This window comes from Streptomyces sp. R21 (assembly GCF_041051975.1).
Taxonomy (GTDB): Bacteria; Actinomycetota; Actinomycetes; order Streptomycetales; family Streptomycetaceae; genus Streptomyces.
The window spans coordinates 7,849,208-7,873,473 of record NZ_CP163435.1; the positions used below are offsets into that span (position 1 = coordinate 7,849,208).

Below are 24,266 nucleotides of genomic sequence, written 5' to 3' on the forward strand. Positions count from 1 at the left end.
TGGGCGCAGGCGGCGCCTCGTCAGCGAGGCCCCGGATGGCAACCCCACCGTCACCGAACCCCCCGCTCCCGCTCCTCCACAAACGCGTTGTACGCAGCCACCTGCGCCCGTCGAGCCGTCCGCTCGACCGGCCGCAGCGCCTCCCCCCGAGCCGCGATCTCGGACGCACTCACCGCCCCGCCGTGCCCGTTCTCGTACGCCACGGAGATCAGCAGCCCCACCCGCTGCGCAAGCTCCAGCACCCGCACCGCACGCGGCGGATACCCGGGAGCCAGCACCTCCCGCCCCCGCTCGGCCCGCGCCCGGTACGCCTCGATCGCCGCCTCCGCCACCGGCCCCGACCCGGCCACATCGAGCTGTGACAACACCTGCGTGGCGTCGCGCAGCGCCTCCGCGAGCTCCCGCTCGGCCTCTCCGAGGGACGGCACGTCGGCGGGCGGCGCCTCGCGCACGGCGAGGCAGTGCCACACCACCTCGACGTGCACATCACCGTCGGGCCCCGCCTCGTACACCTCGGGAACGAGCCCGAGCGCGCTCCCGTGGCAGACGACGGCCTCCTCGGCCTCCAGGGCGCGCGCGTTGAAGTCCGGGGGCCCGCTCAGCCCCAGCGGATGCCCCGGCGCGGGCAGCGCGACCCGCAGTCCGGTCACCCCGAGCGTGCGCAGCCGGCCGAGAGCGAGCGTCAGCCCGACGAGCCCCGACTCGCCCGGCAGTCCCTCGACCCGGTGCACCGCGTCCTCACCGACGATGGCGAGCACCGCGTCGTCGGGCGATACAAGTCCGGCCAAAAGGGCGTTTCCCCATGCGGCCAGGCGTCCTGAGCGTGGTTCCGAAAGCATGCCCTCCACCCTAAGGACCGGACCGATGGAATGGACCGCCCGACCGGTGGCGTAGATTTCCCTGGGGGCTGCGTCCACAGGCGCACGCGACTGCCGAGACAGGCCAAGACTGCAATGGGAGACAGCGCGCTCATGAGCGATGTTCTGGAGCTGGAGGACGTATCCGTGGTCCGCGAGGGCCGGGCTCTGGTGGACCAGGTCTCCTGGTCGGTCAAGGAGGGCGAGCGCTGGGTCATCCTCGGACCCAACGGCGCCGGAAAAACGACCCTCCTGAACGTCGCGTCCAGCTACCTCTTCCCCAGCAAGGGCGCCGCCACCGTCCTCGGCGAGACCCTCGGCAAGGTCGACGTCTTCGAGCTGCGCCCACGCATCGGCATGGCCGGCATCGCCATGGCGGAGAAGCTCCCCAAGCGTCAGACGGTCCTGCAGACGGTGCTGACCGCCGCGTACGGCATGACCGCCGGCTGGCACGAGGACTACGAGGACATCGACGAGCAGCGCGCCCGCGCCTTCCTCGACCGCCTCGGCATGAGCGAGTACCTGGACCGCAAGTTCGGCACGCTCTCCGAGGGCGAGCGCAAGCGCACCCTCATCGCCCGCGCCCTGATGACCGACCCCGAGCTGCTGCTCCTCGACGAGCCCGCCGCCGGTCTCGACCTCGGTGGCCGCGAGGACCTCGTACGCCGTCTCGGCCGCCTCGCCCGCGACCCGATCGCCCCCTCCATGATCATGGTCACGCACCACGTCGAGGAGATCGCCCCCGGCTTCACCCACGTCCTGATGATCCGTCAGGGCAAGGTGCTCGCCGCGGGCCCGCTGGAACTCGAACTCACCTCGCGCAACCTCTCCCTCTGCTTCGGCCTCCCGCTCGTCGTCGAGCAGGTCGGCGAGCGCTGGACCGCGCACGGCCTTCCGCTGTCCTGACCGCAGCGGAAACAGCGAGCCGTCCGGCCCGAACCGAGGGGCGGACGGCCCGACTTGATCGCGCGCCCTGTCCGCGAGGGGAGCGCGGTCCTACCATGACCGTGTGAGTGACATCGACGCATGGGTGTGGTGGCTGATCGGCGCGGCCGGGCTCGGAATTCCCCTTGTGGTGACAGCAATGCCGGAGTTGGGCATGCTCGCCCTGGGAGCCGTCGCCGCCGCGGCCATCGCGGGACTGGGCGGCGGTGCCGTACTCCAAGTCCTCGTCTTCGCCGCCGTTTCGGTCGCGCTCATCGCGGTCGTACGCCCGATCGCCAACCGACACCGCAACCAACGGCCCCAACTCGCCACGGGCATCGACGCGTTGAAGGGCAAGCAGGCGGTCGTCCTGGAGCGGGTGGACCACGCGGGCGGCCGGATCAAGCTCGCCGGAGAGGTCTGGTCGGCCCGATCCCTCGACGCCGAACAGGCCTACGAGCCAGGGCAAGAGGTGGACGTCGTGGAGATCGAGGGAGCCACGGCGATCGTCATGTGACCTCGTACAACGCAACTGAACCGAACGCCCCACGTCGCAGACGACGGTCTGTCAGACTCGTCCAGCAAGATCTTCAACAACCATAAGATCTTCAGGGAATACCGAGGCGGAGAAGGGTACGGGGAGCAACGATGGAACCGATCATCATCGTCCTGATCATTCTGGTGGTGTTGGTCTTCATCGCCCTGATCAGGACCATCCAAGTCATTCCACAGGCGAGCGCCGCCATCGTCGAGCGGTTCGGCCGCTACACGCGGACACTCAACGCGGGCCTCAACATCGTCGTCCCGTTCATCGACTCGATCCGCAACCGCATCGACCTCCGCGAACAGGTCGTGCCCTTCCCGCCGCAGCCGGTGATCACCCAGGACAACCTGGTGGTCAACATCGACACCGTCATCTACTACCAGGTGACCGACGCACGCGCCGCGACGTACGAAGTCGCCAGCTACATCCAGGCGATCGAGCAGCTCACCGTCACCACGCTCCGCAACATCATCGGTGGCATGGACCTGGAGCGCACCCTCACCTCCCGCGAGGAGATCAACGCGGCCCTGCGCGGCGTCCTCGACGAGGCCACCGGCAAGTGGGGCATCCGCGTCAACCGCGTCGAGCTCAAGGCGATCGAGCCGCCCACCTCCATCCAGGACTCGATGGAGAAGCAGATGCGCGCCGACCGTGACAAGCGCGCCGCGATCCTCACCGCCGAAGGTACGCGCCAGGCGGCGATCCTCACCGCCGAGGGTGAGAAGCAGTCCCAGATCCTGCGCGCCGAAGGTGAGGCCAAGGCCGCCGCCCTGCGCGCCGAGGGCGAGGCCCAGGCCGTCCGTACGGTCTTCGAGGCGATCCACGCCGGCGACCCGGACCAGAAGCTCCTCTCCTACCAGTACCTCCAGATGCTCCCGAAGATCGCCGAGGGCGACGCCAACAAGCTCTGGATCGTGCCCAGCGAGATCGGCGACGCCCTCAAGGGCCTGTCCGGCGCCATGGGCAACTTCGGCAACTTCGGCGGCGGTTCGGGCGGTGGCGGAAACTCCGGAGGGTCGTCCGGCTCCGGTGGCTCGGAGCGCCGCGAGAAGCCGTCGATCACCGACTGACGACGTCCACGTCTGTACGTGACTGGGGCCCACCTCCCGCAGGAGGTGGGCCCCAGTCACACACACGTCACGCGGCGGGCTGTGCCAGCCACTCCGGCAGCGCCTCGAAGTCGTCCTGCCCCAGAGCCAGCAGCATCGCGTCCGCCGGCGTCGGCTCGAACGGCAGCCGCAGCAGCGGCATCCCGGCCTGCTCCGGCGTACGAGCCGCCTTGCGGTGGTTGTCCTCCGCGCACGAGGCCACCGTGTTCAGCCAGGAGTCCTGGCCACCCTGCGCCCGCGGCACCACGTGGTCCACGGTCGTGGCCCGCCTGCCGCAGTACGCGCACCGGTGCCGGTCCCGGACCAGCACGCCCCGCCTCGACCACGGAGCTTGTCTTCGGAAAGGCACCCGTACATAGCGGCAGAGCCTGATCACCCGGGGTGCGGGTATGTCCACCGCGGCGCCGCGCATGCGCAGTTCGGGGTGGGTCTGCTCGACGACGGCCTTGTCCTGCAGCACCAGAACGACGGCTCGGTTCAACGTCACCGTCGACAGCGGCTCGAAGCTCGCGTTCAGTACCAGCGTGTCCCGCATCCCAGCCCACCTCCCATGCGCACCGGCCCACCAGCTGGCGGGCTTGGATCAACTCTGGCCGGGCACGCCGAGATGGACAACGCAATATCTGTGCTCACCCGGGAACCACCCCCAGGCCCCCGGCACAAAAAATGCCCGCCTCTGATCACTTCCAAGACCAGAGGCGGGCAAACGTTCAGTGAACGTCAGTCTTCGGCGGGAGCCGCATACTCACCGATCAGCTGGGCACGCGCGAGCGTGTGGAACCGGAGATTGAAGCCGACGACCGCGGGACTCGCGTCCGCGTCCGGACCGAGCTTCTCCTGATCCACGGCGTACACCGTGAACACATACCGGTGCGCCGGGTCCCCGGCCGGCGGCGCGGCACCACCGAAGTCCTTCGACCCGTAGTCGTTGCGCGCCTGGACCGCGCCCTCCGGCAGCCCCTCGAACTTGCCGGTGCCCGCACCCGTCGCCAACTCCGTCACCGACGCCGGAATGTCGAACACGACCCAGTGCCAGAATCCGCTCCCCGTAGGGGCATCCGGATCGAAGCAGGTCACGGCGAAGCTCTTGGTCTCCGGCGGGAAGCCCTCCCATCGAAGGTGAGGCGAAGTGTTTCCGGCCGCGTAGACGTGCGCGTCCTTCAACACCCCACCCGGCTCGACATCCTCACTCGTGACCGTGAAGGACGGCACGGACGGATGGAAGTCGTGGGGAAGCGGCGGCCTCTTCAGCTCGGTCACCTCGGCACCTCCAAGTCGATGGAACAGTTTGTCGCGGACCCCAGGAACCCTAGAACCAGCTGCGCTTGCTGCCGACCTCGGAGAGCCACTGGTTCAGATACGCGGCCCAGTCCGTGCCCTGGTAGTCGTGCAGCCCCACCTGGAAGGAGCGGAACGAGTCGCTGCCCTCGCTGAACAGCCCCGGCTTCTTGTCCATCTCCAGGATGACGTCCATCTCGCGGTCGTCCGCGACGAAACTCAGCTCGACCTGGTTCAGCCCGCGGTACTGCGACGGCGGGAAGAACTCGATCTCCTGGTAGAACGGCAGCCGCTGACGCGTCCCACGAATGTGACCGCGCTCCATGTCCGCGCTCTTGAAGCGGAAGCCCAGCTGGATGAAGGCGTTCAGAATGGCCTGCTGCGCCGGCAGCGGGTGCACGTTGATCGGGTCCAGGTCGCCCGAGTCCACGGCACGCGCGATCTCCAGCTCCGTGGTCACACCGATGTGCATCCCGCGCAGGCTCTGCCCGTCGATCGTCGTGATCGGCGTCTCCCACGGGATCTCGAGCCCGAAGGGGACCGCGTGCACGGCGCCCGCCTGCAGCTCGAAGGCCCCACCGAGGCGCAGCTTGGTGAACTCGATGTCCTGCTTGTACTCCTGGTCGTCGTGGCCCTCGACCTCGACCTTGGCCTGAAGACCGACCGACAGACCCTCGATCTGCTGGTTCACGGACCCGCCCTGGATCCGCACCTCACCCTGGACGACGCCGCCCGGAACGGTGTTGACCTCGGTCAGCACCGTCTCGACCGAAGCCCCACCGGCTCCCATGCTCGCGAGCAGCCGCTTGAACCCCATGTCACTTCCTCCCCAGGCAACGCCTGTACTCCGTCTGAACCCTTGATCCATACAAACGCGATCCGGCCCCGGCCGGTTCCGCGTCCTCACCCTTCCAAGGGAGAGGCGGCCTGGCCAGCCCACAGACAGGAACCCGTCTGGACTACGCTCGTACGCCATGATCGCGGCCCCTGACCGTACGCCCCTCACCCGGGAGTTCTTCGACCGCCCTGTAGTCGAGGTCGCCCCCGACCTCCTCGGGCGCATCCTCGTGCGCACCAGCCCAGACGGCCCGATCGAGCTGCGCCTCACAGAGGTGGAGGCATACGACGGTCCGAACGACCCCGGCTCCCACGCGTATCGCGGCCGCACGCCCCGCAACGGCGTGATGTTCGGTCCGCCCGGCCATGTGTACGTCTACTTCACCTATGGCATGTGGCACTGCATGAACCTGGTGTGCGGTCCGGAGGGCACGGCCAGCGGAGTCCTGCTCCGCGCCGGAGAGATCACCGAGGGCGCCGAACTGGCACGCAAACGTCGACTTTCAGCCCGAAATGACAAGGAACTGGCCAAAGGGCCTGCCCGGCTGGCCACCGCCCTGGACGTGGACCGCACCCTCGACGGCGCCGACGCCTGCGCCCCCGACGAGGGCCCGCTGACTCTCCTGACCGGCACCCCCGTCCGTCCCGACCAGGTACGCAGTGGTCCCCGCACCGGAGTGGCCGGCGGCGGAGGTGTTCACCCGTGGCGCTTCTGGGTCGCCAACGACCCGACGGTGAGCCCATATCGGGCCCATACCCCCCGACGCCGCTCAACTTGACGCGCCTCTGGGGGATCCGTAATGTAGCCCGAGCCGCTTGAACCGGGTACGGCGATCAGCCAGCAGCCGGAAGTGGCCAACCCACTACCTACGACTTCCCCTCAGCGGGGGCGAATTCGGCGTGTCTTCATGCCTGAATTCGAACTCGCGGAACTCAATTATGAGTCGCGACGGGAATCGGCTAACGTAGTGAATGTCGAAAGGCCGCGAGGCGAAAGCACTCAAAGCCAGAACGACAAAGCCCGCTGACTGGGAATCAGGCCCGAAAGGATCTGATAGAGTCGGAAACGCAAGACCGAAGGGAAGCGCCCGGAGGAAAGCCCGAGAGGGTAAGTACAAAGGAAGCGTCCGTTCCTTGAGAACTCAACAGCGTGCCAAAAATCAACGCCAGATATGTTGATACCCCGTCTCCGGCCGATCGGTCGGGGCGAGGTTCCTTTGAAAAAGTCCTTCCCCTTGGGGAAGGCGCACAGCGAGGACGCTGAGAACCGTGGGGCTTATTCCGCCCGGCGGTTCCGCTCTCGTGGTGTCGTCCCGATTACGGGAAAACATTCACGGAGAGTTTGATCCTGGCTCAGGACGAACGCTGGCGGCGTGCTTAACACATGCAAGTCGAACGATGAACCACTTCGGTGGGGATTAGTGGCGAACGGGTGAGTAACACGTGGGCAATCTGCCCTGCACTCTGGGACAAGCCCTGGAAACGGGGTCTAATACCGGATACCACCCTTACAGGCATCTGTGAGGGTTGAAAGCTCCGGCGGTGCAGGATGAGCCCGCGGCCTATCAGCTTGTTGGTGAGGTAGTGGCTCACCAAGGCGACGACGGGTAGCCGGCCTGAGAGGGCGACCGGCCACACTGGGACTGAGACACGGCCCAGACTCCTACGGGAGGCAGCAGTGGGGAATATTGCACAATGGGCGAAAGCCTGATGCAGCGACGCCGCGTGAGGGATGACGGCCTTCGGGTTGTAAACCTCTTTCAGCAGGGAAGAAGCGCAAGTGACGGTACCTGCAGAAGAAGCGCCGGCTAACTACGTGCCAGCAGCCGCGGTAATACGTAGGGCGCAAGCGTTGTCCGGAATTATTGGGCGTAAAGAGCTCGTAGGCGGCTTGTCACGTCGGGTGTGAAAGACCGGGGCTTAACCCCGGTTCTGCATTCGATACGGGCTGGCTAGAGTGTGGTAGGGGAGATCGGAATTCCTGGTGTAGCGGTGAAATGCGCAGATATCAGGAGGAACACCGGTGGCGAAGGCGGATCTCTGGGCCATTACTGACGCTGAGGAGCGAAAGCGTGGGGAGCGAACAGGATTAGATACCCTGGTAGTCCACGCCGTAAACGGTGGGAACTAGGTGTTGGCGACATTCCACGTCGTCGGTGCCGCAGCTAACGCATTAAGTTCCCCGCCTGGGGAGTACGGCCGCAAGGCTAAAACTCAAAGGAATTGACGGGGGCCCGCACAAGCAGCGGAGCATGTGGCTTAATTCGACGCAACGCGAAGAACCTTACCAAGGCTTGACATACACCGGAAAGCATCAGAGATGGTGCCCCCCTTGTGGTCGGTGTACAGGTGGTGCATGGCTGTCGTCAGCTCGTGTCGTGAGATGTTGGGTTAAGTCCCGCAACGAGCGCAACCCTTGTTCTGTGTTGCCAGCATGCCCTTCGGGGTGATGGGGACTCACAGGAGACCGCCGGGGTCAACTCGGAGGAAGGTGGGGACGACGTCAAGTCATCATGCCCCTTATGTCTTGGGCTGCACACGTGCTACAATGGCAGGTACAAAGAGCTGCGATACCGCAAGGTGGAGCGAATCTCAAAAAGCCTGTCTCAGTTCGGATTGGGGTCTGCAACTCGACCCCATGAAGTTGGAGTTGCTAGTAATCGCAGATCAGCATTGCTGCGGTGAATACGTTCCCGGGCCTTGTACACACCGCCCGTCACGTCACGAAAGTCGGTAACACCCGAAGCCGGTGGCCCAACCCGTAAGGGAGGGAGCTGTCGAAGGTGGGACTGGCGATTGGGACGAAGTCGTAACAAGGTAGCCGTACCGGAAGGTGCGGCTGGATCACCTCCTTTCTAAGGAGCATCTAGGCCGCCAGGCATTGTCTGGTGGTCCAGGGCCATTACGTCGGCACACGTTCGACGGTGGTTGCTCATGGGTGGAACGTTGATTATTCGGCCGGATTCTCGGGTCGGAGGCTTGCAAGTACTGCTCTTAGGAGCGTGGAAAGCATGATCTCCGGGCGGAGTCTGGCCGGGCACGCTGTTGGGTGTCTGAAGGTACGGCCGAATACGGCTGCCTTCAGTGCCGGCCCCAGTGCACTCGAACCGGTTGGTTCGGGGTGATGGGTGGTTGGTCGTTGTTTGAGAACTGCACAGTGGACGCGAGCATCTGTGGCCAAGTTTTTAAGGGCGCACGGTGGATGCCTTGGCACCAGGAACCGATGAAGGACGTGGGAGGCCACGATAGTCCCCGGGGAGTCGTCAACCAGGCTTTGATCCGGGGGTTTCCGAATGGGGAAACCCGGCAGTCGTCATGGGCTGTCACCCATACCTGAACACATAGGGTATGTGGAGGGAACGCGGGGAAGTGAAACATCTCAGTACCCGCAGGAAGAGAAAACAACCGTGATTCCGGGAGTAGTGGCGAGCGAAACCGGATGAGGCCAAACCTCAAGCGTGTGAGACCCGGCAGGGGTTGCGCTTGGGGGGTTGTGGGATCTCTCTTTTACGGTCTGCCGGCCGTGAGACGAGTCAGAAACCGTTGATGTAGGCGAAGGACATGCGAAAGGTCCGGCGTAGAGGGTAAGACCCCCGTAGTCGAAACATCAGCGGCTCGTTTGAGAGACACCCAAGTAGCACGGGGCCCGAGAAATCCCGTGTGAATCTGGCGGGACCACCCGCTAAGCCTAAATATTCCCTGGTGACCGATAGCGGATAGTACCGTGAGGGAATGGTGAAAAGTACCGCGGGAGCGGAGTGAAATAGTACCTGAAACCGTGTGCCTACAAGCCGTGGGAGCGTCGGAGTGCATGCTTGCATGCACTCTCGTGACTGCGTGCCTTTTGAAGAATGAGCCTGCGAGTTTGCGGTGTGTTGCGAGGTTAACCCGTGTGGGGAAGCCGTAGCGAAAGCGAGTCCGAATAGGGCGGTTTAGTAGCGCGCTCAAGACCCGAAGCGGAGTGATCTAGCCATGGGCAGGTTGAAGCGGCTGTAAGAGGTCGTGGAGGACCGAACCCACCAGGGTTGAAAACCTGGGGGATGACCTGTGGTTAGGGGTGAAAGGCCAATCAAACTCCGTGATAGCTGGTTCTCCCCGAAATGCATTTAGGTGCAGCGTCGTGTGTTTCTTGCCGGAGGTAGAGCACTGGATAGGCGATGGGCCCTACCGGGTTACTGACCTTAGCCAAACTCCGAATGCCGGTAAGTGAGAGCACGGCAGTGAGACTGTGGGGGATAAGCTCCATGGTCGAGAGGGAAACAGCCCAGAGCATCGACTAAGGCCCCTAAGCGTACGCTAAGTGGGAAAGGATGTGGAGTCGCACAGACAACCAGGAGGTTGGCTTAGAAGCAGCCACCCTTGAAAGAGTGCGTAATAGCTCACTGGTCTAGTGATTCCGCGCCGACAATGTAGCGGGGCTCAAGCGTACCGCCGAAGTCGTGTCATTCCAGTAATAGGGCCAACGCCTGCTGGGATGGGTAGGGGAGCGTCGTGTGCCGGGTGAAGCCGCAGCGGAAGCTAGTGGTGGACGGTTCACGAGTGAGAATGCAGGCATGAGTAGCGATACACACGTGAGAAACGTGTGCGCCGATTGACTAAGGGTTCCTGGGTCAAGCTGATCTGCCCAGGGTAAGTCGGGACCTAAGGCGAGGCCGACAGGCGTAGTCGATGGATAACCGGTTGATATTCCGGTACCCGCTGTGAAGCGTCAAACATCGAACCAGGCGATGCTAAGTCCGTGAAGCCGCCCCGGAGCCTTCGGGCAAAGGGGAGTGGTGGAGCCGACGGACCAGACCTGTAGTAGGTGAGTGATGGGGTGACGCAGGAAGGTAGTCCAGCCCGGGCGGTGGTTGTCCCGGGGTAAGGGTGTAGCCCGTCATCTAGGCAAATCCGGATGACATGTGGGTGAGACCTGATGCCGAGCCGATTGTGGTGAAGTGGATGATCCTATGCTGTCGAGAAAAGCCTCTAGCGAGTTTCATGGCGGCCCGTACCCTAAACCGACTCAGGTGGTCAGGTAGAGAATACCGAGGCGTTCGGGTGAACTATGGTTAAGGAACTCGGCAAAATGCCCCCGTAACTTCGGGAGAAGGGGGGCCATCACCGGTGACGAGATTTACTCTCTGAGCTGGGGGTGGCCGCAGAGACCAGCGAGAAGCGACTGTTTACTAAAAACACAGGTCCGTGCGAAGCCGTAAGGCGATGTATACGGACTGACGCCTGCCCGGTGCTGGAACGTTAAGGGGACCGGTTAGTGCACTTTCGGGTGTGCGAAGCTGAGAACTTAAGCGCCAGTAAACGGCGGTGGTAACTATAACCATCCTAAGGTAGCGAAATTCCTTGTCGGGTAAGTTCCGACCTGCACGAATGGCGTAACGACTTCTCGACTGTCTCAACCATAGGCCCGGTGAAATTGCACTACGAGTAAAGATGCTCGTTTCGCGCAGCAGGACGGAAAGACCCCGGGACCTTTACTACAGTTTGATATTGGTGTTCGGTTCGGCTTGTGTAGGATAGCTGGGAGACTGTGAAGTCATGGCGCCAGCCATGGTGGAGTCGTCGTTGAAATACCAGTCTGGTCGTGCTGGATGTCTAACCTGGGTCCGTGATCCGGATCAGGGACAGTGTCTGATGGGTAGTTTAACTGGGGCGGTTGCCTCCTAAAGAGTAACGGAGGCGCCCAAAGGTTCCCTCAGCCTGGTTGGCAATCAGGTGTTGAGTGTAAGTGCACAAGGGAGCTTGACTGTGAGACCGACGGGTCGAGCAGGGACGAAAGTCGGGACTAGTGATCCGGCGGTGGCTTGTGGAAGCGCCGTCGCTCAACGGATAAAAGGTACCCCGGGGATAACAGGCTGATCTTCCCCAAGAGTCCATATCGACGGGATGGTTTGGCACCTCGATGTCGGCTCGTCGCATCCTGGGGCTGGAGTCGGTCCCAAGGGTTGGGCTGTTCGCCCATTAAAGCGGTACGCGAGCTGGGTTTAGAACGTCGTGAGACAGTTCGGTCCCTATCCGCTGTGCGCGTAGGAATATTGAGAAGGGCTGTCCCTAGTACGAGAGGACCGGGACGGACGAACCTCTGGTGTGCCAGTTGTCCTGCCAAGGGCATGGCTGGTTGGCTACGTTCGGGAGGGATAACCGCTGAAAGCATCTAAGCGGGAAGCCTGCTTCGAGATGAGTATTCCCACCCCCTTTGAGGGGTTAAGGCTCCCAGTAGACGACTGGGTTGATAGGCCAGATCTGGAAGGCGGGCAACCGCTGGAGGTGACTGGTACTAATAGGCCGAGGGCTTGTCCTCAGTTGCTCGCGTCCACTGTGTAGTTCCCAGACAACGAACGGTTGTGCTGGCTGAACAGTTCCACTAATCAATTGAATAGTGTGCTTGTTCGCTGCCCGTTCGAGGTCCCGTTTATAACGGGATGTCTGACAGGGTTTCGGTGGTCATAGCGCGAGGGAAACGCCCGGTTACATTCCGAACCCGGAAGCTAAGCCTCACAGCGCCGATGGTACTGCAGGGGGGACCCTGTGGGAGAGTAGGACGCCGCCGAACAATCTTTGAGGACCTCTGGTCCCAGCGACTCGCTGGGACCAGAGGTCCTTTTTTGTTTTTCCGAAGCGCGCCGGGTACCCGGCTGCGCGAGAATGACTTGCGGTACCGAAGACAGGAGTCACCCCATGTCCACCAACTCTCCCGACGAGCGACCGGAGCGCGATCAGCGCCGCCGGGACAGTGGTGACCGCGGCGGCTACCGCGGAGGCCCGCGCCGCGACAACGACCGCGGCGGGAACTACGGCCGACGTGACGACAACCGGAGCGGTGGCGGCCGTGACGCGGGTGACCGCGGCGACCGTGGTGGGTTCCGTCGCGACGATCGTCGTGATGACCGTCCCAGTGGCCCGCGCCGCGACGATCGTGGTGACGACCGGGGCCGTGGGTTCAACCGCGACGGCGACCGGCCCCCGTTCCGTCGCGACGACCGCGGGAGCGACCGGCGCGACAGCGGAGACCGTCCCGCCTTCCGGCGTGACGACCGTCGCGACAGTGGTGACCGGGGCGACCGCGGTGGCTTCCGCCGTGACGACAACCGGGGTGGCGGCGGTGCCGCCGGCGGCTTCCGCGGACGCGACGACCGCGGTGACCGAGGAGGGCGTCCGCCCTTCCGCCGTGACGACCGTCCGAGCGGTGGCCCGCGTCGTGACGACCGTGGTGACGATCGGGGCCGTGGGTTCAACCGCGACGGTGACCGTCCGCCCTTCCGTCGTGACAGCGGTGACCGGCCCGCGTTCCGTCGCGATGACCGTCGTGACGACAACCGGGGTGGCGGCGATCGTGGTGGGTTCCGTGGTGGTGATCGTCGTGAGGGCGATCGTCCGCCCTTCCGTCGTGATGACCGTCCGAGCGGTGGCCCGCGTCGTGATGACCGTGGTGACGACCGGGGCCGTGGGTTCAACCGCGACGGCGACCGGCCCCCGTTCCGTCGCGACGACCGCGGGAGCGACCGGCGCGACAGCGGAGACCGCCCGGCCTTCCGTCGCGATGACGACCGAGGTGGGTTCCGTCGCGACGACAACCGTGGTGGCGGCGGTGGCGGCTTCCGTGGCCGGGACGACCGGGGTGGCCGTGACGACCGGGGTCGTGACGACCGCCGGGGCGGTCCGCGCCGCGACGACCGTGGTGGCCGTCCCGCCGGCGGCGGTGGCTTCCGCGGCCGTGACGACCACCGGGGTGACGACCGCCGTGGTGGCGGCCGTTTCCGTGACGACCGGGACCGGGACCGCGAGCCGATCAAGCGGCTGCCGATCCCCGATGACGTCACGGGCGACGAGATCGACAAGGACGTACGGCAGGAGCTTCAGAGCCTGCCCAAGGGGCTTGCCGAGGATGTTTCCCGGAACCTGGTGATGGTCGCCCGGCTGATCGACGAGGACCCCGAGGGGGCGTACGGCTACTCCCGAGTGGCCCTCCGCCTGGCCTCGCGCGTCGCCGCCGTACGGGAAGCGGCCGGCTTCGCCGCGTACGCGAACCAGAAGTTCAGCGAGGCGCTCGCCGAGTTCCGGGCCGCGCGTCGGATGACCGGCGGCGTGGAGCTGTGGCCCGTCATGGCCGACTGCGAGCGTGGCCTCGGCCGCCCCGAGAAGGCGCTGGACATGGCCGGTGCACCCGAGGTGCAGAAGCTGGACAAGGCCAGCCAGGTCGAGATGCGGCTCGTGGCAGCCGGAGCGCGACGGGATCTGGGGCAGCTCGACGCGGCCATCGTGACCCTGCAGAGCCCGGAGCTGGCCTCCAGCTCCGTACAGCCCTGGACCGCGCGGCTGCGCTACGCGTACGCCGACGCCCTGCTCGCCGCCGGTCGGGAGGGCGAGGCGCGTGAGTGGTTCGCCAAGGCGATCGAGTCCGACAAGGACGGCAGCACGGACGCCTCGGACCGGCTCGCGGAGCTGGACGGTGTCGAGTTCGTCGACGCGCTCGACGAGGACGAGGACGAGAGCGAGGTCGCGGTCCGTGTCGTGCACGACACCGAGACCGAGACCGACACCGAGGCCGCGATTGAGGCCGATGTCGAGGCCGATGTCGAGGTCGAAGCCGACGACGATGTCGACAGCGACGACGACACCGACAGCGATGACGACCTTGACGACGTAAGTGAGGTCGACGTCGTCGAAGAGGCGCCGAAGGCCGCCGAGCACCAGTCGCCCGTCGAAGGCGACAAGGACGGCTCCGAGAGCTGACGCTTCTCAGACGTAGGTGGGCGGGATCCCGGAAGGGGTCCCGCCCACTGGCGTTTTCAGAGGGCGAGCGCCCGCAGCACCAGGCCCGATGCAGGCTTCGGGCCGAACGACGTCGACTTGCGGGGCATCGTGACTCCCTGGCGTGCGAGATCCCGTACGACCTCCTCGTGGACCGGGTGCATCAGGACGGCCGTGCCGCCGTCGCGTACCGCTTTGTCGACCGTCGCCGCAGTGTCGTGGATGTACGCGATATGGGCCGGGGAGTCCTCCGGGATGCCCCAGACATGGTCGAGGAGCGTGGCGTGCAGGACCGTCGCGTCGAGGGTGCGCCAGGCCTCCGGGCGGCCGCCCGGAATCGTACGGGCCAGGAGATCCGGGGACGGGCGGTCGACGAGGTGGAACGCGCCGTCGCCCGCGAGGAGGAAGGCGTTGCCCTCGGAGGCCGCCGCGGCGAGGGCGTCCAGGGCCTCAGGGAGGGGGACGTCGAGGTGGCGTACGCGGAAGGTGTCCGCGAGGGCCGCCAGGGCGTCCGCCACCGGGAGGCCGTGCAGCAGGCGGTGGATGGCGCGAACGCGGAGCGGGTAGCGCGCGGTGTCGACGAGGAGGACGAGGCCGTAGTCCCAGGGGCTGGGGGAGGGGTGCTCCGCGCGTAGACGCAGATACGTTGCCCAGCGGTGGTGGCCGTCCGCGATGAGGGCCTGGTGGTGGAGGAGATCTGTCTGGATCTCGGCCAGGTCGGCCGGCTCGGTCACGGCCCACAGGCGGTGGCTGAAGCCGTCCTCCGTGGTCGTCGAGAGGAGCGGGGGGCGCTGGGCGGTGCGCTCCACGACGGAGGCCGCGCCGACGCCGGAACCGTTGCCTCGGTAGGTCAGCAGCAGGGGTTCGAGGTTGGCGGAGGTGGCGCGCATCAGGGCCGCGCGGTCCGCGATGACGTGGGGCATGACGTCCTCGTGCGGGAGGACCACGCCGTCCGACGGCTCCGACAGGCGCAGGGCACCGATGATGCCGCGCTGCAGCAGGCCGGCGCCGTCGCGCTGCTCGTAGACGTACAGGGCCGGCTGGGAGTCGGCGGCCAGGACGCCTTCCGACAGCCAGCGGCTCAGGGTGTCGGCCGCCTGCTGGTTGCGGGCGGTGGGCGTGGTGTCCTGGGGAAGGATCAGCCGGACGATGTTGTAAGGGTCTGCCGATTCGAGGTGGTGCAGGCCGTCGGGCCGTACGACTACGTCGTACGGCGGTGAGGTCACGGCGGCGAGGCTGCCGACCCGGTCGGGGTCGTAGCGAAGCCCCCGGAACGGGGTCAGTTCGAGGCCGCTGCGCGCCGGGGTCTCCTCCGCGGGACCTGCATAGTTCATTGAGGCATCGTAAGTGTGTCAGTGGCATGCGCGATGATCGGGGGAATGGGATCGAACGAGGAGCGATGCGTAATGAGCCAGACCGTCAGGACGCGGCCCGCAGGCAGTGGCCAGGCTCTGAGCGAGGCGTACGACACGGCCCTGCTCGACCTGGACGGGGTGGTGTACGCGGGAGGGAACGCGATCGCGTACGCCGTGGAGTCCCTCGGCACGGCCCGCGCGGGCGGGATGCACCTCGCGTACGTCACGAACAACGCGCTGCGGACGCCGGACGCGGTGGCCGAGCACCTCAGCGAGCTGGGGATACCGACGGATGCCTCCGACGTCATCACGTCGGCGCAGGCCGTGGCCCGGCTGATCAGTGAGCAGGTGCCCGGCGGTGCCCGCGTGCTGGTGATCGGCGGGGACGGGCTGCGGGTCGCGCTGCGCGAGCGCGGGCTCGTTCCGGTCGAGTCGGCGGACGACGAGCCGGTGGCGGTCGTGCAGGGCTTCGGCGGGCCCGACCTGCCCTGGAGCCGCTTCGCCGAGGCGAGCTTCGCGATCGCGCGCGGGGTGCCGTGGTTCGCGTCCAACACCGACCTGACGATCCCGAGCGCCCGGGGGATCGCTCCCGGCAACGGCGCGGCCGTGGAAGTCGTCCGCATCGCCACGGGCGCCGAGCCGCAGGTCGCGGGTAAGCCGCTGCCCCCGATGCACCGCGAGACGATCCTGCGGACCGGGGCCGAGCGGCCGCTGGTGGTCGGCGACCGTCTGGACACGGACATCGAGGGCGCGTTCAACGGCGAGGTGGACTCGCTGCTCGTGCTGACCGGCGTGACCGATGGCGCGCAGCTCCTCGCCGCCCCGCCGCAGCACCGGCCGACGTACGTCGACGCGGATCTGCGCGGTGTGCTCACCGGGCAGCCGGAGGTCGTCGAGGCGGGGGACGGGTTCCGGTGCGGTGGCTGGACGGCGACGGCCGGGAGCGAGCGGCTGGAGCTGGAGGGCGAAGGCGAGGCCCTCGACGGGCTGCGGGCGTTGTGCGCGGCGGCCTGGACGGCGGCGGGCGAGGGCTCGTGCGAGCTGGACGGGGGGAAGGCGCTGGCGCGGCTGGGGTTGTGAGGGGCTCCGCGCGGCAGTCGGAGGGCGGTCGGTGCAAGGGCCCAGGTAATTGGGTACGGCATCGAGTGTTGATGCGAGGGTAGGCTAACCTAACCTCGTGTTGGTCGACAGTCCCCCCGAACAGCGCGCGGCGACCGCCCCCGCGCCCCCAACCCGCCGGGCGATACGTGCCGTTGGGCTGCTCGCCTCCGTGGCCGTCCTCGCGGCGGTCGCGCTGGCGAGCATCGCGATCGGTGCGAAGGAGCTGCCGCTGGACCAGGTCTGGCACGGCCTGTTCCACGACACGGGGACGTACGGCGACGTGGTGGTCGGTGAGCGGGTCGCCCGTACCGTCCTCGGGCTGCTCGTCGGCGCCGCGCTCGGGCTGTCCGGCGCCGTACTCCAGGCGCTCACCCGCAACCCCCTGGCCGACCCCGGGCTGCTCGGCATCAACGCGGGCGCCTCCGCCGCGGTCGTCACCGCCATCACGTACTTCGGCGTCACCTCGCTGAGCGGCTATGTGTGGTTCGCCTTCTTCGGCGCCGCCGCGGTCGGTGCCCTGGTGTGGTTCCTGGGCGGCAGCCGGGGTGCGACCCCGGTACGGCTCGCGCTCGCGGGTACGGCCATCAGCGCCGGGCTCTACGGCTACCTCCAGGCCGTGATGATCATGGATGACGCCGCGCTCGGCAAGATGCGCTTCTGGACGGTCGGCTCGCTCGCCTCGGCCAACAGCACGACCATCAATCAGGTGCTGCCGTTCCTGCTGGTCGGCACGGCCGTCGCGCTCGCCCTGGCCCGGCCGCTGAACGCCCTGGCCATGGGCGACGACACCGCCCGCGCGCTCGGCGCCAACCTGAACCGGACCCGGGCGCTGGCCATGGCCGCCGCCACCGTGCTGTGCGGCGCCGCGACCGCCGCCTGCGGACCCATCGTGTTCGTCGGGCTGATGGTCCCGCACGTCGTCCGGTCCTTCACCGGGCCCGACCTGCGCTGGATCCTGCCGTACGCGACCGTCCTGTCGCCCGTGCTGCTGCTCGGCGCCGATGTGATCGGACGAGTGGTGGCGCGGCCCTCGGAGCTCCAGGTCGGCATCGTCACCGCGATCATCGGCGGCCCGGTCTTCATCTATCTCGTACGACGACGGAGGACCGCGCAGCTGTGACGACCACACACAAGCCGACCTCCGTCCGTCCGGCTCGGGCGATCCGTACCCGCGGCGGCTTCTCCGTACGGTTCGACGTCCGGGCGTTCACCGTCGTCGTCCTGCTCCTGCTGGCGGCGCTCATGGCGAGCGTGGTGCTGATCGGCACCGGCGACTTCCCGATCCCGGCCGCGGACGTCCTCAGGACACTGGCCGGGAACGGCACCGCGAGCCAGGAGTTCATCGTCAACGACCTGCGGCTGCCGAGGGTCCTCGTCGGACTCCTGGTGGGCGCCTCGCTCGGACTCGGCGGCGCGCTCTTCCAGTCCGTCTCCCGCAACCCGCTGGGCAGTCCCGACGTGCTCGGTCTCGGGCAGGGCGCGACGGCCGGCGCGCTCGTCGTCATCGTGCTGTTCTCCGGGGACGCCGACGCGGTCGCCCTCGGGGCGCTCGTCGGGGGCCTGGCCACCGGGTTCGCGATCTACGCGCTCGCCTGGAAGCAGGGCGTGCACGGCTACCGGCTCGTCCTGGTCGGCATCGGTGTCTCCGCGGTCGTCACGGCGGTCAACGGCTATCTGCTGACCAAGGCCGACATCGTCGACGCGACGCGCGCGATCGTCTGGATGACCGGCTCGCTCAACGGCCGCGACTGGGACCAGGTCTGGCCGCTGCTCGGCCTGTGCGCCGTGCTCGTGCCGCTCGTCCTGGGGAACGCGCGCGGGCTGCGGATGACGGAGATGGGCGACGACGTGTCGTACGCCCTGGGCGTGCGCGTCGAGCGCGTACGACTGCTGCTCCTGGTGTCGGCCGTGCTGCTCACCGCGGGCGCCACCGCAGCCGCGGGCCCGGTCGGCTTCGTGGCGCTGACCGCGCCGCAGCTCGCCCGCCGCCTGACCCGCTCGCCGGGACCGAACCTCGTGCCGTCGATGTGTATGGGCGCGACCCTGCTGGTCGTCTCGGACTGGGCCTCGCAGCGGGCCTTCGGCGCCGACCAGCTGCCGGTCGGCGTCGTCACCGGAGTCCTCGGCGGCCTCTATCTGCTGTGGCTGCTCGTCACCGAGCGGAAGGCCGGCCGGATATGAGGACCACCAGCCGGAGCACCACCAGCCGGAGCACCGACAGCAGAAATACCACCAGCGGGCTGAACAACAAGAGGAGCACAGTGAACCGCCTGTCCGCCGACCATGTCACCCTCGGCTACGACCAGCGCGTCATCGCGGAGGACCTGTCGGTGGAGATCCCCGACAACTCCTTCACCGTGATCGTCGGCCCGAACGCCTGCGGAAAGTCGACACTGCTGCGCGCCCTCTCGCGGATGCTGAAGCCGAGCCAGGGCCGGGTGCTCCTTGACGGGCAGGTCATCCAGTCGATGCCGGCGAAGAAGGTCGCCAGGACGCTGGGGCTGCTGCCGCAGTCGTCCATCGCGCCGGACGGGATCACGGTCGGCGACCTGGTGGGCCGGGGGCGGTATCCGCACCAGGGGCTGCTGCGCCAGTGGTCGACCGAGGACGAACGGGTCGTACAGGAGTCGATGGCCTCGACGGGTGTCGCCGAGCTGGCCGACCGCTATGTCGACGAACTCTCCGGCGGCCAGCGCCAGCGCGTCTGGATCGCCATGGCGCTCGCCCAGCAGACCCCGCTGCTCCTGCTCGACGAACCCACCACCTACCTCGACATCCAGCACCAGATCGACGTGCTCGACCTGTGTGCGGAACTCCACGAGGAGCAGGGCCGCACGCTCGTCGCCGTGCTGCACGACCTCAACCACGCGGCCCGGTACGCCACCCATCTGATCGCGCTTCGCGACGGCAAGGTGATCGCGGAGGGTGCGCCCGGCGACATCGTCACCGCCGAGCTGGTGGAGGACGTCTTCGGGCTGCGCTGCCAGGTCATCGACGACCCGGAGACGGGGACGCCGCTGGTGGTGCCGGCGGCGCGGAAGGCACGTACGGCCAAGGCGGGGCAGGCAGTCGGAGCCCCGGTCGGTGCGGCCGCCGCGGCTAGAGAAGTGTCCTGAGCCGGAACAGGTCGCGGAAGCTCGCTTCCAGCTTCACCCGGCCCGCGCTCCAGGCCTTCGCGAAGTTCAGCTCGCCGTCGACCATCGCGACCAGGTCGTCGCCCGCCATGGTGAGCCGGATCTGGGCCTTGTCGCGCGGAGTGCCCTGGAGGGTGTCGACCACCTCGATCCGGCCGTCCTTGAGGCGTCCGACGAAGGTGATGTCCAGGTCGGTGACACGGCAGCTCAGCGAGCGGTCCAGGGCCGCCGCAGTGCGTACGTCCCCTTCCGCGCCCGCCAGGTTGTCGGAGAGCTTCTCGAGTGCGCTGCGGCACTCCTCAATCGTCGCCATCGTGATCGACGGTACCCCAGCGCTTCGGGGTAGCGTCGGGGCATGAGCTACTCCTTCACGGGCCCGGAGCCGGTGGCGGCCGGTCCGGAGCTCCCGGGTGAGCCCGAGCGGACCGACGAGGCCGACCTCCCCGGTGGGCCCGACCTTCCGGGTGAGCCCGAGCTTCAGAGTGAGCCCGAGTACGACCCCGCCGCCCCGGCCCCGTTGAACGTCCCGCGCACCCCCACCGGGAACGCCGAGGTGGAGGCCCTGCTCGACCGGTTGACGGACGCGGACCACCTCGCCACCGACGGACACGTCGAGGTGTACGAGGATGTACACCGGGGGCTGCGTGACGCGCTGACCGCGCTCGACGCCCGCCCGGGACCTCCGGCCGCCCCCTCTTCGTACGACCGCAGGAGCTGAACCGAACGTGGCAGGAGTGGCACGACGCCGCCTCGACGCCGAGCTGGTCCGCCGGAAGCTGGCGCGCTCGCGCGAGCACGCGAGCCAGCTGATCGCCGCGGGCAGGGTCACCGTCGGCAAGAACCTGGCGACCAAGCCCGCCACCCAGGTGGAGACCGCGGCGGCGATCGTGGTCACCCAGGACGACAGCGACCCCGACTACGTCTCGCGCGGTGGGCACAAGCTCGCCGGTGCCCTCGCGGCGTTCGTGCCGCAGGGGCTGAAGGTCGAGGGGCGCAGGGCGCTGGACGCCGGCGCGTCCACCGGCGGCTTCACCGATGTGCTCCTGCGCGCCGGTGCCGCACACGTCGTCGCCGTCGACGTCGGCTACGGACAACTCGCATGGTCTCTGCAGAGCGATGAACGGGTCACCGTCAAGGACCGTACGAACGTACGCGAGTTGACGTTGGAGGCGATCGATGGGGAGCCCGTGGATCTTGTCGTCGGGGATCTGTCCTTCATCCCACTAGGCCTGGTGCTGCCCGCCCTCGCGCGGTGCACGGCGCCCGACGCCGACCTGGTGATGATGGTCAAGCCGCAGTTCGAGGTGGGGAAGGAGCGGCTGGGGAGTGGTGGTGTCGTACGCAGCCCGGAGCTGCGGGCCGAGGCGGTGCGCGAGGTCGCGCGGCGCGCGGGGGAACTGGGACTCGGCGTGAACGGTGTCACCGCCAGTCCGCTGCCCGGACCGTCGGGCAATGTCGAGTACTTTCTGTGGCTGCGGGCCGGGGCACCCGACCTGGACCCGGCCGACGTTGACCGTGCAGTGGCGGAGGGGCCGCGTTGACACAGACCCGAGCTCGTACTGTTTTCCTGCTCGCCCACACCGGGCGCCCCGCTGCCATCCGCAGCGCGGAGCTCGTCGTCCAGGGGCTGCTGCGCTCCGGGATCGGCGTGCGGGTCCTGGCGGCGGAGGCGGCCGACCTGCCGCTGCCGTCGGCCGTGGAGCTGGTGAAGGAGGCCACCCCGCAGTGCCTCGACGGGTGTGAACTGCTGATCGTGCTCGGCGGTGACGGGACGCTGCTGCGCGGCGCCGAGTTCGCCCGCGCGTCCGGTGTCCCGATGCTCGGCGTCAACCTGGGCCGGGTCGGCTTCCTCGCGGAGGCCGAGCGCGACGACCTCGACAAGGTCGTCGACCGGGTCGTCACGAAGGCGTACGAGGTCGAGGAGCGCATGACCGTCGACGTCGTCGTGCACAGCAACGGCGACATCGTGCACACCGACTGGGCGCTCAACGAGGCCGCCGTGCAGAAGGCCGGCGCCGAGAAGCTCCTCGAAGTCGTCCTGGAGATCGACGGGCGGCCGGTGACCGGCTTCGGCTGCGACGGCATCGTCCTGTCGACCCCGACCGGCTCGACGGCGTACGCCTTCTCCGCCGGCGGACCCGTGGTCTGGCCGGAGGTCGAGGCGCTGCTCATGGTGCCGATCAGCGCACACGCCCTGTTCGCCAAGCCACTGGTGACCTCGCCGGACTCGGTGCTCGCGGTGGAGGTGCTGCCGCACATTCCACCGGGCGTCCTGTGGTGCGACGGGCGCCGGACGGTGGAGCTGCCGCCGGGGGCTCGGGTCGAGGTGCGGCGCGGGGCGGTGCCGGTGCGGCTCGCTCGGCTGCACCATGCGTCGTTCACGGACCGGCTGGTCGCGAAGTTCGCGCTGCCGGTGGCGGGGTGGCGGGGAGCACCGCATTAGCCGTCCATCTCGGTCGTCTATCTCAGTCGTACGGCTCAGTCGTACGGTTTTGAGGGCGTCGTACGGCTTCCGGGGCGCGCCGGAGGCCCACTCCCGCGGGTGACATGGTCTGTTTGCGTGCCCTTGTCACCTGCGCCTTCGCACAAGCGGGGCAGGGCCCGTCGCACAGCCGGGCCCTGACCTCGTAAGGTCGTGTCCGTGTTGGAGGAGATGCGGATACGGTCGCTCGGAGTCATCGACGACGCGGTCGTCGAGCTGTCGCCGGGCTTCACCGCCGTGACGGGTGAGACCGGTGCGGGCAAGACGATGGTGGTCACCAGCCTCGGGCTGCTGCTCGGTGGACGCGCGGACGCCGCCCTGGTGCGGATCGGCGCGAAGAACGCGGTCGTGGAGGGGCGCATCGCCGTACCCCCGGGCGGGACGGCGGTCCTACGGGCCGAGGAGGCGGGCGCCGAACTCGACGACGGGGCGCTGCTGATCAGCCGTACCGTTTCCGCGGAGGGGCGCTCGCGGGCGCACCTGGGCGGCCGCTCGGTGCCTGTGGGGGTGCTCGCCGAACTCGCCGACGAACTCGTCGCCGTGCACGGCCAGACCGACCAGCAGGGACTGCTCAAGCTGTCCCGGCAGCGGCAGGCGCTCGACCGGTACGCCGGGGACGCGGTCGCCGCGCCGCTCGCGAAGTACGTGGGCGCGTACCGCCGGCTGCGGGCGATCTCGGCCGAGCTGGACGAGATCACCACGCGCGCGAGGGAACGCGCCCAGGAAGCCGACATGCTGCGCTTCGGGCTCGACGAGATCGCGGCCGTGGAGCCGCGCGCCGGTGAGGACGTGGAGCTGGCCGCCGAGGCCGAGCGGCTCGGGCACGCTGAGGCGCTCGCGTCCGCCGCCACGGCCGCGCATGCCGCGCTCGCGGGCAACCCCGAGGACCCGGAGGGCATCGACGCCACCACGCTCGTGGCGGGCGCGCACCGGGCCCTGGAGGCGGTGCGGTCCCACGACTCCGCGCTCGCCGCGCTGTCCGGGCGGATCGGGGAGATCGGGATTCTGCTGGGTGACGTGGCGGGGGAGCTGGCGGGGTACGCCGACGACCTCGACGCCGATCCGCTGCGGCTCGCGGCGGTGGAGGAGCGCCGGGCCGCGCTGACCCAGCTCACCCGGAAGTACGGCACGGACATCGACGCCGTGCTGGCATGGGCCGAGCAGAGTGCCGCGCGGCTCCTCGAACTCGACGGCGACGACGAGCGGATCGACGAGCTGACCGGGGAACGGGACGCGCTGCGGACCGAACTGGGCGGGCTCGCCCAGGCGTTGACGGACGCCCGCACCGAGGCCGCCGAGCGGTTCGCCGCCGCCGTGACCGCCGAGCTGGCCTCGCTCGCCATGCCTCACGCGCGCGTGTCGTTCGAGATCCGGCAGACCGACGACCCGGAAGGGGTCGAACTCGGCGGCCGTACGGTCGCCTACGGCCCGGCGGGCGTCGACGAGGTCGAGCTGCTGCTCGCCCCGCACCCCGGGGCGCCGCCGCGGCCCATCGCCAAGGGCGCCTCAGGCGGTGAGCTCTCGCGGGTGATGCTCGCGGTGGAGGTCGTGTTCGCGGGGACGGATCCGGTGCCGACGTATCTCTTCGACGAGGTCGACGCGGGGGTCGGCGGCAAGGCCGCGGTCGAGATCGGGCGGCGGCTCGCGCGGCTGGCCAGGACCGCGCAGGTCGTGGTCGTCACGCATCTGCCGCAGGTGGCCGCGTTCGCCGACCGGCAGCTGCTGGTGGAGAAGACCAACGACGGGTCGGTCACCCGGTCCGGGGTGAAGGTCCTCGAGGGCGAGGAACGCATCCGTGAGCTGTCCCGCATGCTCGCGGGGCAGGAGGACTCCGAGACGGCTCGGGCACACGCGGAGGAGTTGTTGGCCACGGCTCGCTCGGACGCGTAGTCCCCGG

The 24,266-nt window shown here is 67.9% G+C and carries 19 protein-coding genes, 3 rRNA genes and 1 pseudogene; 17 read left to right on the forward strand and 6 right to left on the reverse strand.

Annotated elements, in window-relative coordinates:
* Positions 1-50 precede the first annotated feature (50 nt).
* The gene (locus tag AB5J56_RS34935) at positions 51-839 is read right to left on the reverse strand and encodes a hypothetical protein (protein WP_369238731.1); all 789 of its coding nucleotides are present in this window, start codon (positions 837-839) and stop codon (positions 51-53) included.
* Between the two features lie 132 nt (positions 840-971).
* On the opposite strand from AB5J56_RS34935, the gene AB5J56_RS34940 reads away from it, so the two are divergent.
* The 3 genes from AB5J56_RS34940 to AB5J56_RS34950 all read left to right on the forward strand — a co-directional run bounded on the left by AB5J56_RS34940 (position 972) and on the right by AB5J56_RS34950 (position 3,395).
* Positions 972-1,763 carry an ABC transporter ATP-binding protein gene (locus tag AB5J56_RS34940; protein WP_369238733.1) on the forward strand — a complete coding sequence of 264 codons (792 nt, stop codon included), beginning with the start codon at positions 972-974 and terminating at the stop codon, positions 1,761-1,763.
* Positions 1,764-1,866: 103 nt separating this feature from the next.
* Entirely contained in the window at positions 1,867-2,298 is a 432-nt protein-coding gene (locus AB5J56_RS34945) for an NfeD family protein (protein ID WP_369238735.1), read from the forward strand.
* Between the two features lie 131 nt (positions 2,299-2,429).
* Entirely contained in the window at positions 2,430-3,395 is a 966-nt protein-coding gene (locus AB5J56_RS34950; RefSeq protein ID WP_369238737.1) for an SPFH domain-containing protein, read from the forward strand.
* A gap of 67 nt (positions 3,396-3,462) precedes the next feature.
* Here the strand turns inward: AB5J56_RS34950 and AB5J56_RS34955 are convergent, their stop codons facing one another.
* The 3 genes from AB5J56_RS34955 to AB5J56_RS34965 form a co-directional block, all read right to left on the reverse strand.
* Positions 3,463-3,969, reverse strand: coding sequence for an HNH endonuclease (locus AB5J56_RS34955; protein WP_369238739.1), 507 nt, complete (start codon positions 3,967-3,969; stop codon positions 3,463-3,465).
* Positions 3,970-4,154: 185 nt separating this feature from the next.
* Entirely contained in the window at positions 4,155-4,694 is a 540-nt protein-coding gene (locus tag AB5J56_RS34960; RefSeq protein WP_369238741.1) for a YbhB/YbcL family Raf kinase inhibitor-like protein, read from the reverse strand.
* A gap of 49 nt (positions 4,695-4,743) precedes the next feature.
* On the reverse strand, positions 4,744-5,529 hold the full coding sequence (locus AB5J56_RS34965; protein ID WP_369238743.1) for a sporulation protein: 786 nt from the start codon (positions 5,527-5,529) through the stop codon (positions 4,744-4,746).
* A 157-nt stretch (positions 5,530-5,686) separates the two neighbouring features.
* Here AB5J56_RS34965 and AB5J56_RS34970 point away from each other — a divergent pair, with 157 nt between their 5' ends.
* The 6 genes and pseudogenes from AB5J56_RS34970 (at position 5,687) to AB5J56_RS34995 (ending at position 14,279) form a co-directional block, all read left to right on the forward strand.
* Positions 5,687-6,328: a DNA-3-methyladenine glycosylase gene (locus AB5J56_RS34970; RefSeq protein ID WP_369238745.1), complete on the forward strand. Its 642-nt coding sequence runs from the start codon at positions 5,687-5,689 to the stop codon at positions 6,326-6,328.
* Positions 6,329-6,879: 551 nt separating this feature from the next.
* A 16S ribosomal RNA gene (locus AB5J56_RS34975) occupies positions 6,880-8,404 on the forward strand.
* Positions 8,405-8,724: 320 nt separating this feature from the next.
* Positions 8,725-11,847: ribosomal RNA gene (locus AB5J56_RS34980) — 23S ribosomal RNA — on the forward strand.
* A 135-nt stretch (positions 11,848-11,982) separates the two neighbouring features.
* Positions 11,983-12,099: ribosomal RNA gene (rrf, locus tag AB5J56_RS34985) — 5S ribosomal RNA — on the forward strand.
* The 16S, 23S and 5S rRNA genes sit together here, the layout of an rRNA operon.
* Positions 12,100-12,260: 161 nt before the next feature.
* Positions 12,261-12,857 (forward strand): annotated as a pseudogene (locus AB5J56_RS34990) (hypothetical protein); the annotation flags it as partial.
* A gap of 486 nt (positions 12,858-13,343) precedes the next feature.
* Positions 13,344-14,279 carry a hypothetical protein gene (locus tag AB5J56_RS34995; RefSeq protein ID WP_369242976.1) on the forward strand — a complete coding sequence of 312 codons (936 nt, stop codon included), beginning with the start codon at positions 13,344-13,346 and terminating at the stop codon, positions 14,277-14,279.
* Between the two features lie 56 nt (positions 14,280-14,335).
* Here AB5J56_RS34995 and AB5J56_RS35000 read toward each other — a convergent pair whose 3' ends face one another.
* Entirely contained in the window at positions 14,336-15,631 is a 1,296-nt protein-coding gene (locus tag AB5J56_RS35000; protein ID WP_369238747.1) for a DUF1015 family protein, read from the reverse strand.
* A gap of 72 nt (positions 15,632-15,703) precedes the next feature.
* On the opposite strand from AB5J56_RS35000, the gene AB5J56_RS35005 reads away from it, so the two are divergent.
* The 4 genes from AB5J56_RS35005 to AB5J56_RS35020 all read left to right on the forward strand — a co-directional run bounded on the left by AB5J56_RS35005 (position 15,704) and on the right by AB5J56_RS35020 (position 19,869).
* Positions 15,704-16,732, forward strand: a complete 1,029-nt coding sequence (locus AB5J56_RS35005; protein WP_369238749.1) for an HAD hydrolase-like protein — start codon at positions 15,704-15,706, stop codon at positions 16,730-16,732.
* Positions 16,733-16,829: 97 nt separating this feature from the next.
* Entirely contained in the window at positions 16,830-17,873 is a 1,044-nt protein-coding gene (locus AB5J56_RS35010) for a FecCD family ABC transporter permease (protein WP_369238751.1), read from the forward strand.
* Positions 17,870-18,934: a FecCD family ABC transporter permease gene (locus tag AB5J56_RS35015; protein WP_369238753.1), complete on the forward strand. Its 1,065-nt coding sequence runs from the start codon at positions 17,870-17,872 to the stop codon at positions 18,932-18,934. The genes AB5J56_RS35010 and AB5J56_RS35015 overlap by 4 nt, the downstream gene beginning before the upstream one ends.
* Positions 18,931-19,869 (forward strand): ABC transporter ATP-binding protein, encoded by a 939-nt coding sequence (locus AB5J56_RS35020; protein WP_369238755.1) that lies wholly within the window; start codon positions 18,931-18,933, stop codon positions 19,867-19,869. The genes AB5J56_RS35015 and AB5J56_RS35020 overlap by 4 nt, the downstream gene beginning before the upstream one ends.
* Here the strand turns inward: AB5J56_RS35020 and AB5J56_RS35025 are convergent.
* Positions 19,853-20,200, reverse strand: coding sequence for an SCP2 sterol-binding domain-containing protein (locus AB5J56_RS35025; protein ID WP_369238757.1), 348 nt, complete (start codon positions 20,198-20,200; stop codon positions 19,853-19,855). The genes AB5J56_RS35020 and AB5J56_RS35025 overlap by 17 nt on opposite strands.
* Before the next feature lie 72 nt (positions 20,201-20,272).
* Here AB5J56_RS35025 and AB5J56_RS35030 point away from each other — a divergent pair, with 72 nt between their 5' ends.
* The 4 genes from AB5J56_RS35030 (at position 20,273) to recN (ending at position 24,259) form a co-directional block, all read left to right on the forward strand.
* Complete coding sequence (locus AB5J56_RS35030) at positions 20,273-20,605, forward strand: hypothetical protein (RefSeq protein WP_369242978.1); 333 nt, start codon at positions 20,273-20,275, stop codon at positions 20,603-20,605.
* 7 nt (positions 20,606-20,612) lie between these two features.
* A complete protein-coding gene (locus AB5J56_RS35035) occupies positions 20,613-21,428 on the forward strand; it encodes a TlyA family RNA methyltransferase (RefSeq protein WP_369238759.1) in 816 nt (271 codons plus the stop codon).
* Positions 21,425-22,330: an NAD kinase gene (locus AB5J56_RS35040; protein ID WP_369238761.1), complete on the forward strand. Its 906-nt coding sequence runs from the start codon at positions 21,425-21,427 to the stop codon at positions 22,328-22,330. The genes AB5J56_RS35035 and AB5J56_RS35040 overlap by 4 nt, the downstream gene beginning before the upstream one ends.
* A gap of 198 nt (positions 22,331-22,528) precedes the next feature.
* Positions 22,529-24,259 (forward strand): DNA repair protein RecN, encoded by a 1,731-nt coding sequence (recN, locus tag AB5J56_RS35045; RefSeq protein WP_369238763.1) that lies wholly within the window; start codon positions 22,529-22,531, stop codon positions 24,257-24,259.
* Positions 24,260-24,266: the final 7 nt, after the last annotated feature.

Excerpts from the sequence above, each read along its gene's own strand:
- AB5J56_RS34965 (WP_369238743.1), bottom strand. The coding sequence starts at position 5,529 with ATGGGGTTCAAGCGGCTGCTCGCGAGCATGGGAGCCGGTGGGGCTTCG.
- AB5J56_RS34935 (WP_369238731.1), bottom strand. The coding sequence starts at position 839 with ATGCTTTCGGAACCACGCTCAGGACGCCTGGCCGCATGGGGAAACGCC.
- AB5J56_RS35005 (WP_369238749.1), top strand. The coding sequence starts at position 15,704 with ATGAGCCAGACCGTCAGGACGCGGCCCGCAGGCAGTGGCCAGGCTCTG.
- AB5J56_RS35000 (WP_369238747.1), bottom strand. The coding sequence starts at position 15,631 with ATGAACTATGCAGGTCCCGCGGAGGAGACCCCGGCGCGCAGCGGCCTC.
- AB5J56_RS34950 (WP_369238737.1), top strand. The coding sequence starts at position 2,430 with ATGGAACCGATCATCATCGTCCTGATCATTCTGGTGGTGTTGGTCTTC.
- AB5J56_RS35020 (WP_369238755.1), top strand. The coding sequence starts at position 18,931 with ATGAGGACCACCAGCCGGAGCACCACCAGCCGGAGCACCGACAGCAGA.
- AB5J56_RS34940 (WP_369238733.1), top strand. The coding sequence starts at position 972 with ATGAGCGATGTTCTGGAGCTGGAGGACGTATCCGTGGTCCGCGAGGGC.
- AB5J56_RS34955 (WP_369238739.1), bottom strand. The coding sequence starts at position 3,969 with ATGCGGGACACGCTGGTACTGAACGCGAGCTTCGAGCCGCTGTCGACG.
- AB5J56_RS34970 (WP_369238745.1), top strand. The coding sequence starts at position 5,687 with ATGATCGCGGCCCCTGACCGTACGCCCCTCACCCGGGAGTTCTTCGAC.
- AB5J56_RS35025 (WP_369238757.1), bottom strand. The coding sequence starts at position 20,200 with ATGGCGACGATTGAGGAGTGCCGCAGCGCACTCGAGAAGCTCTCCGAC.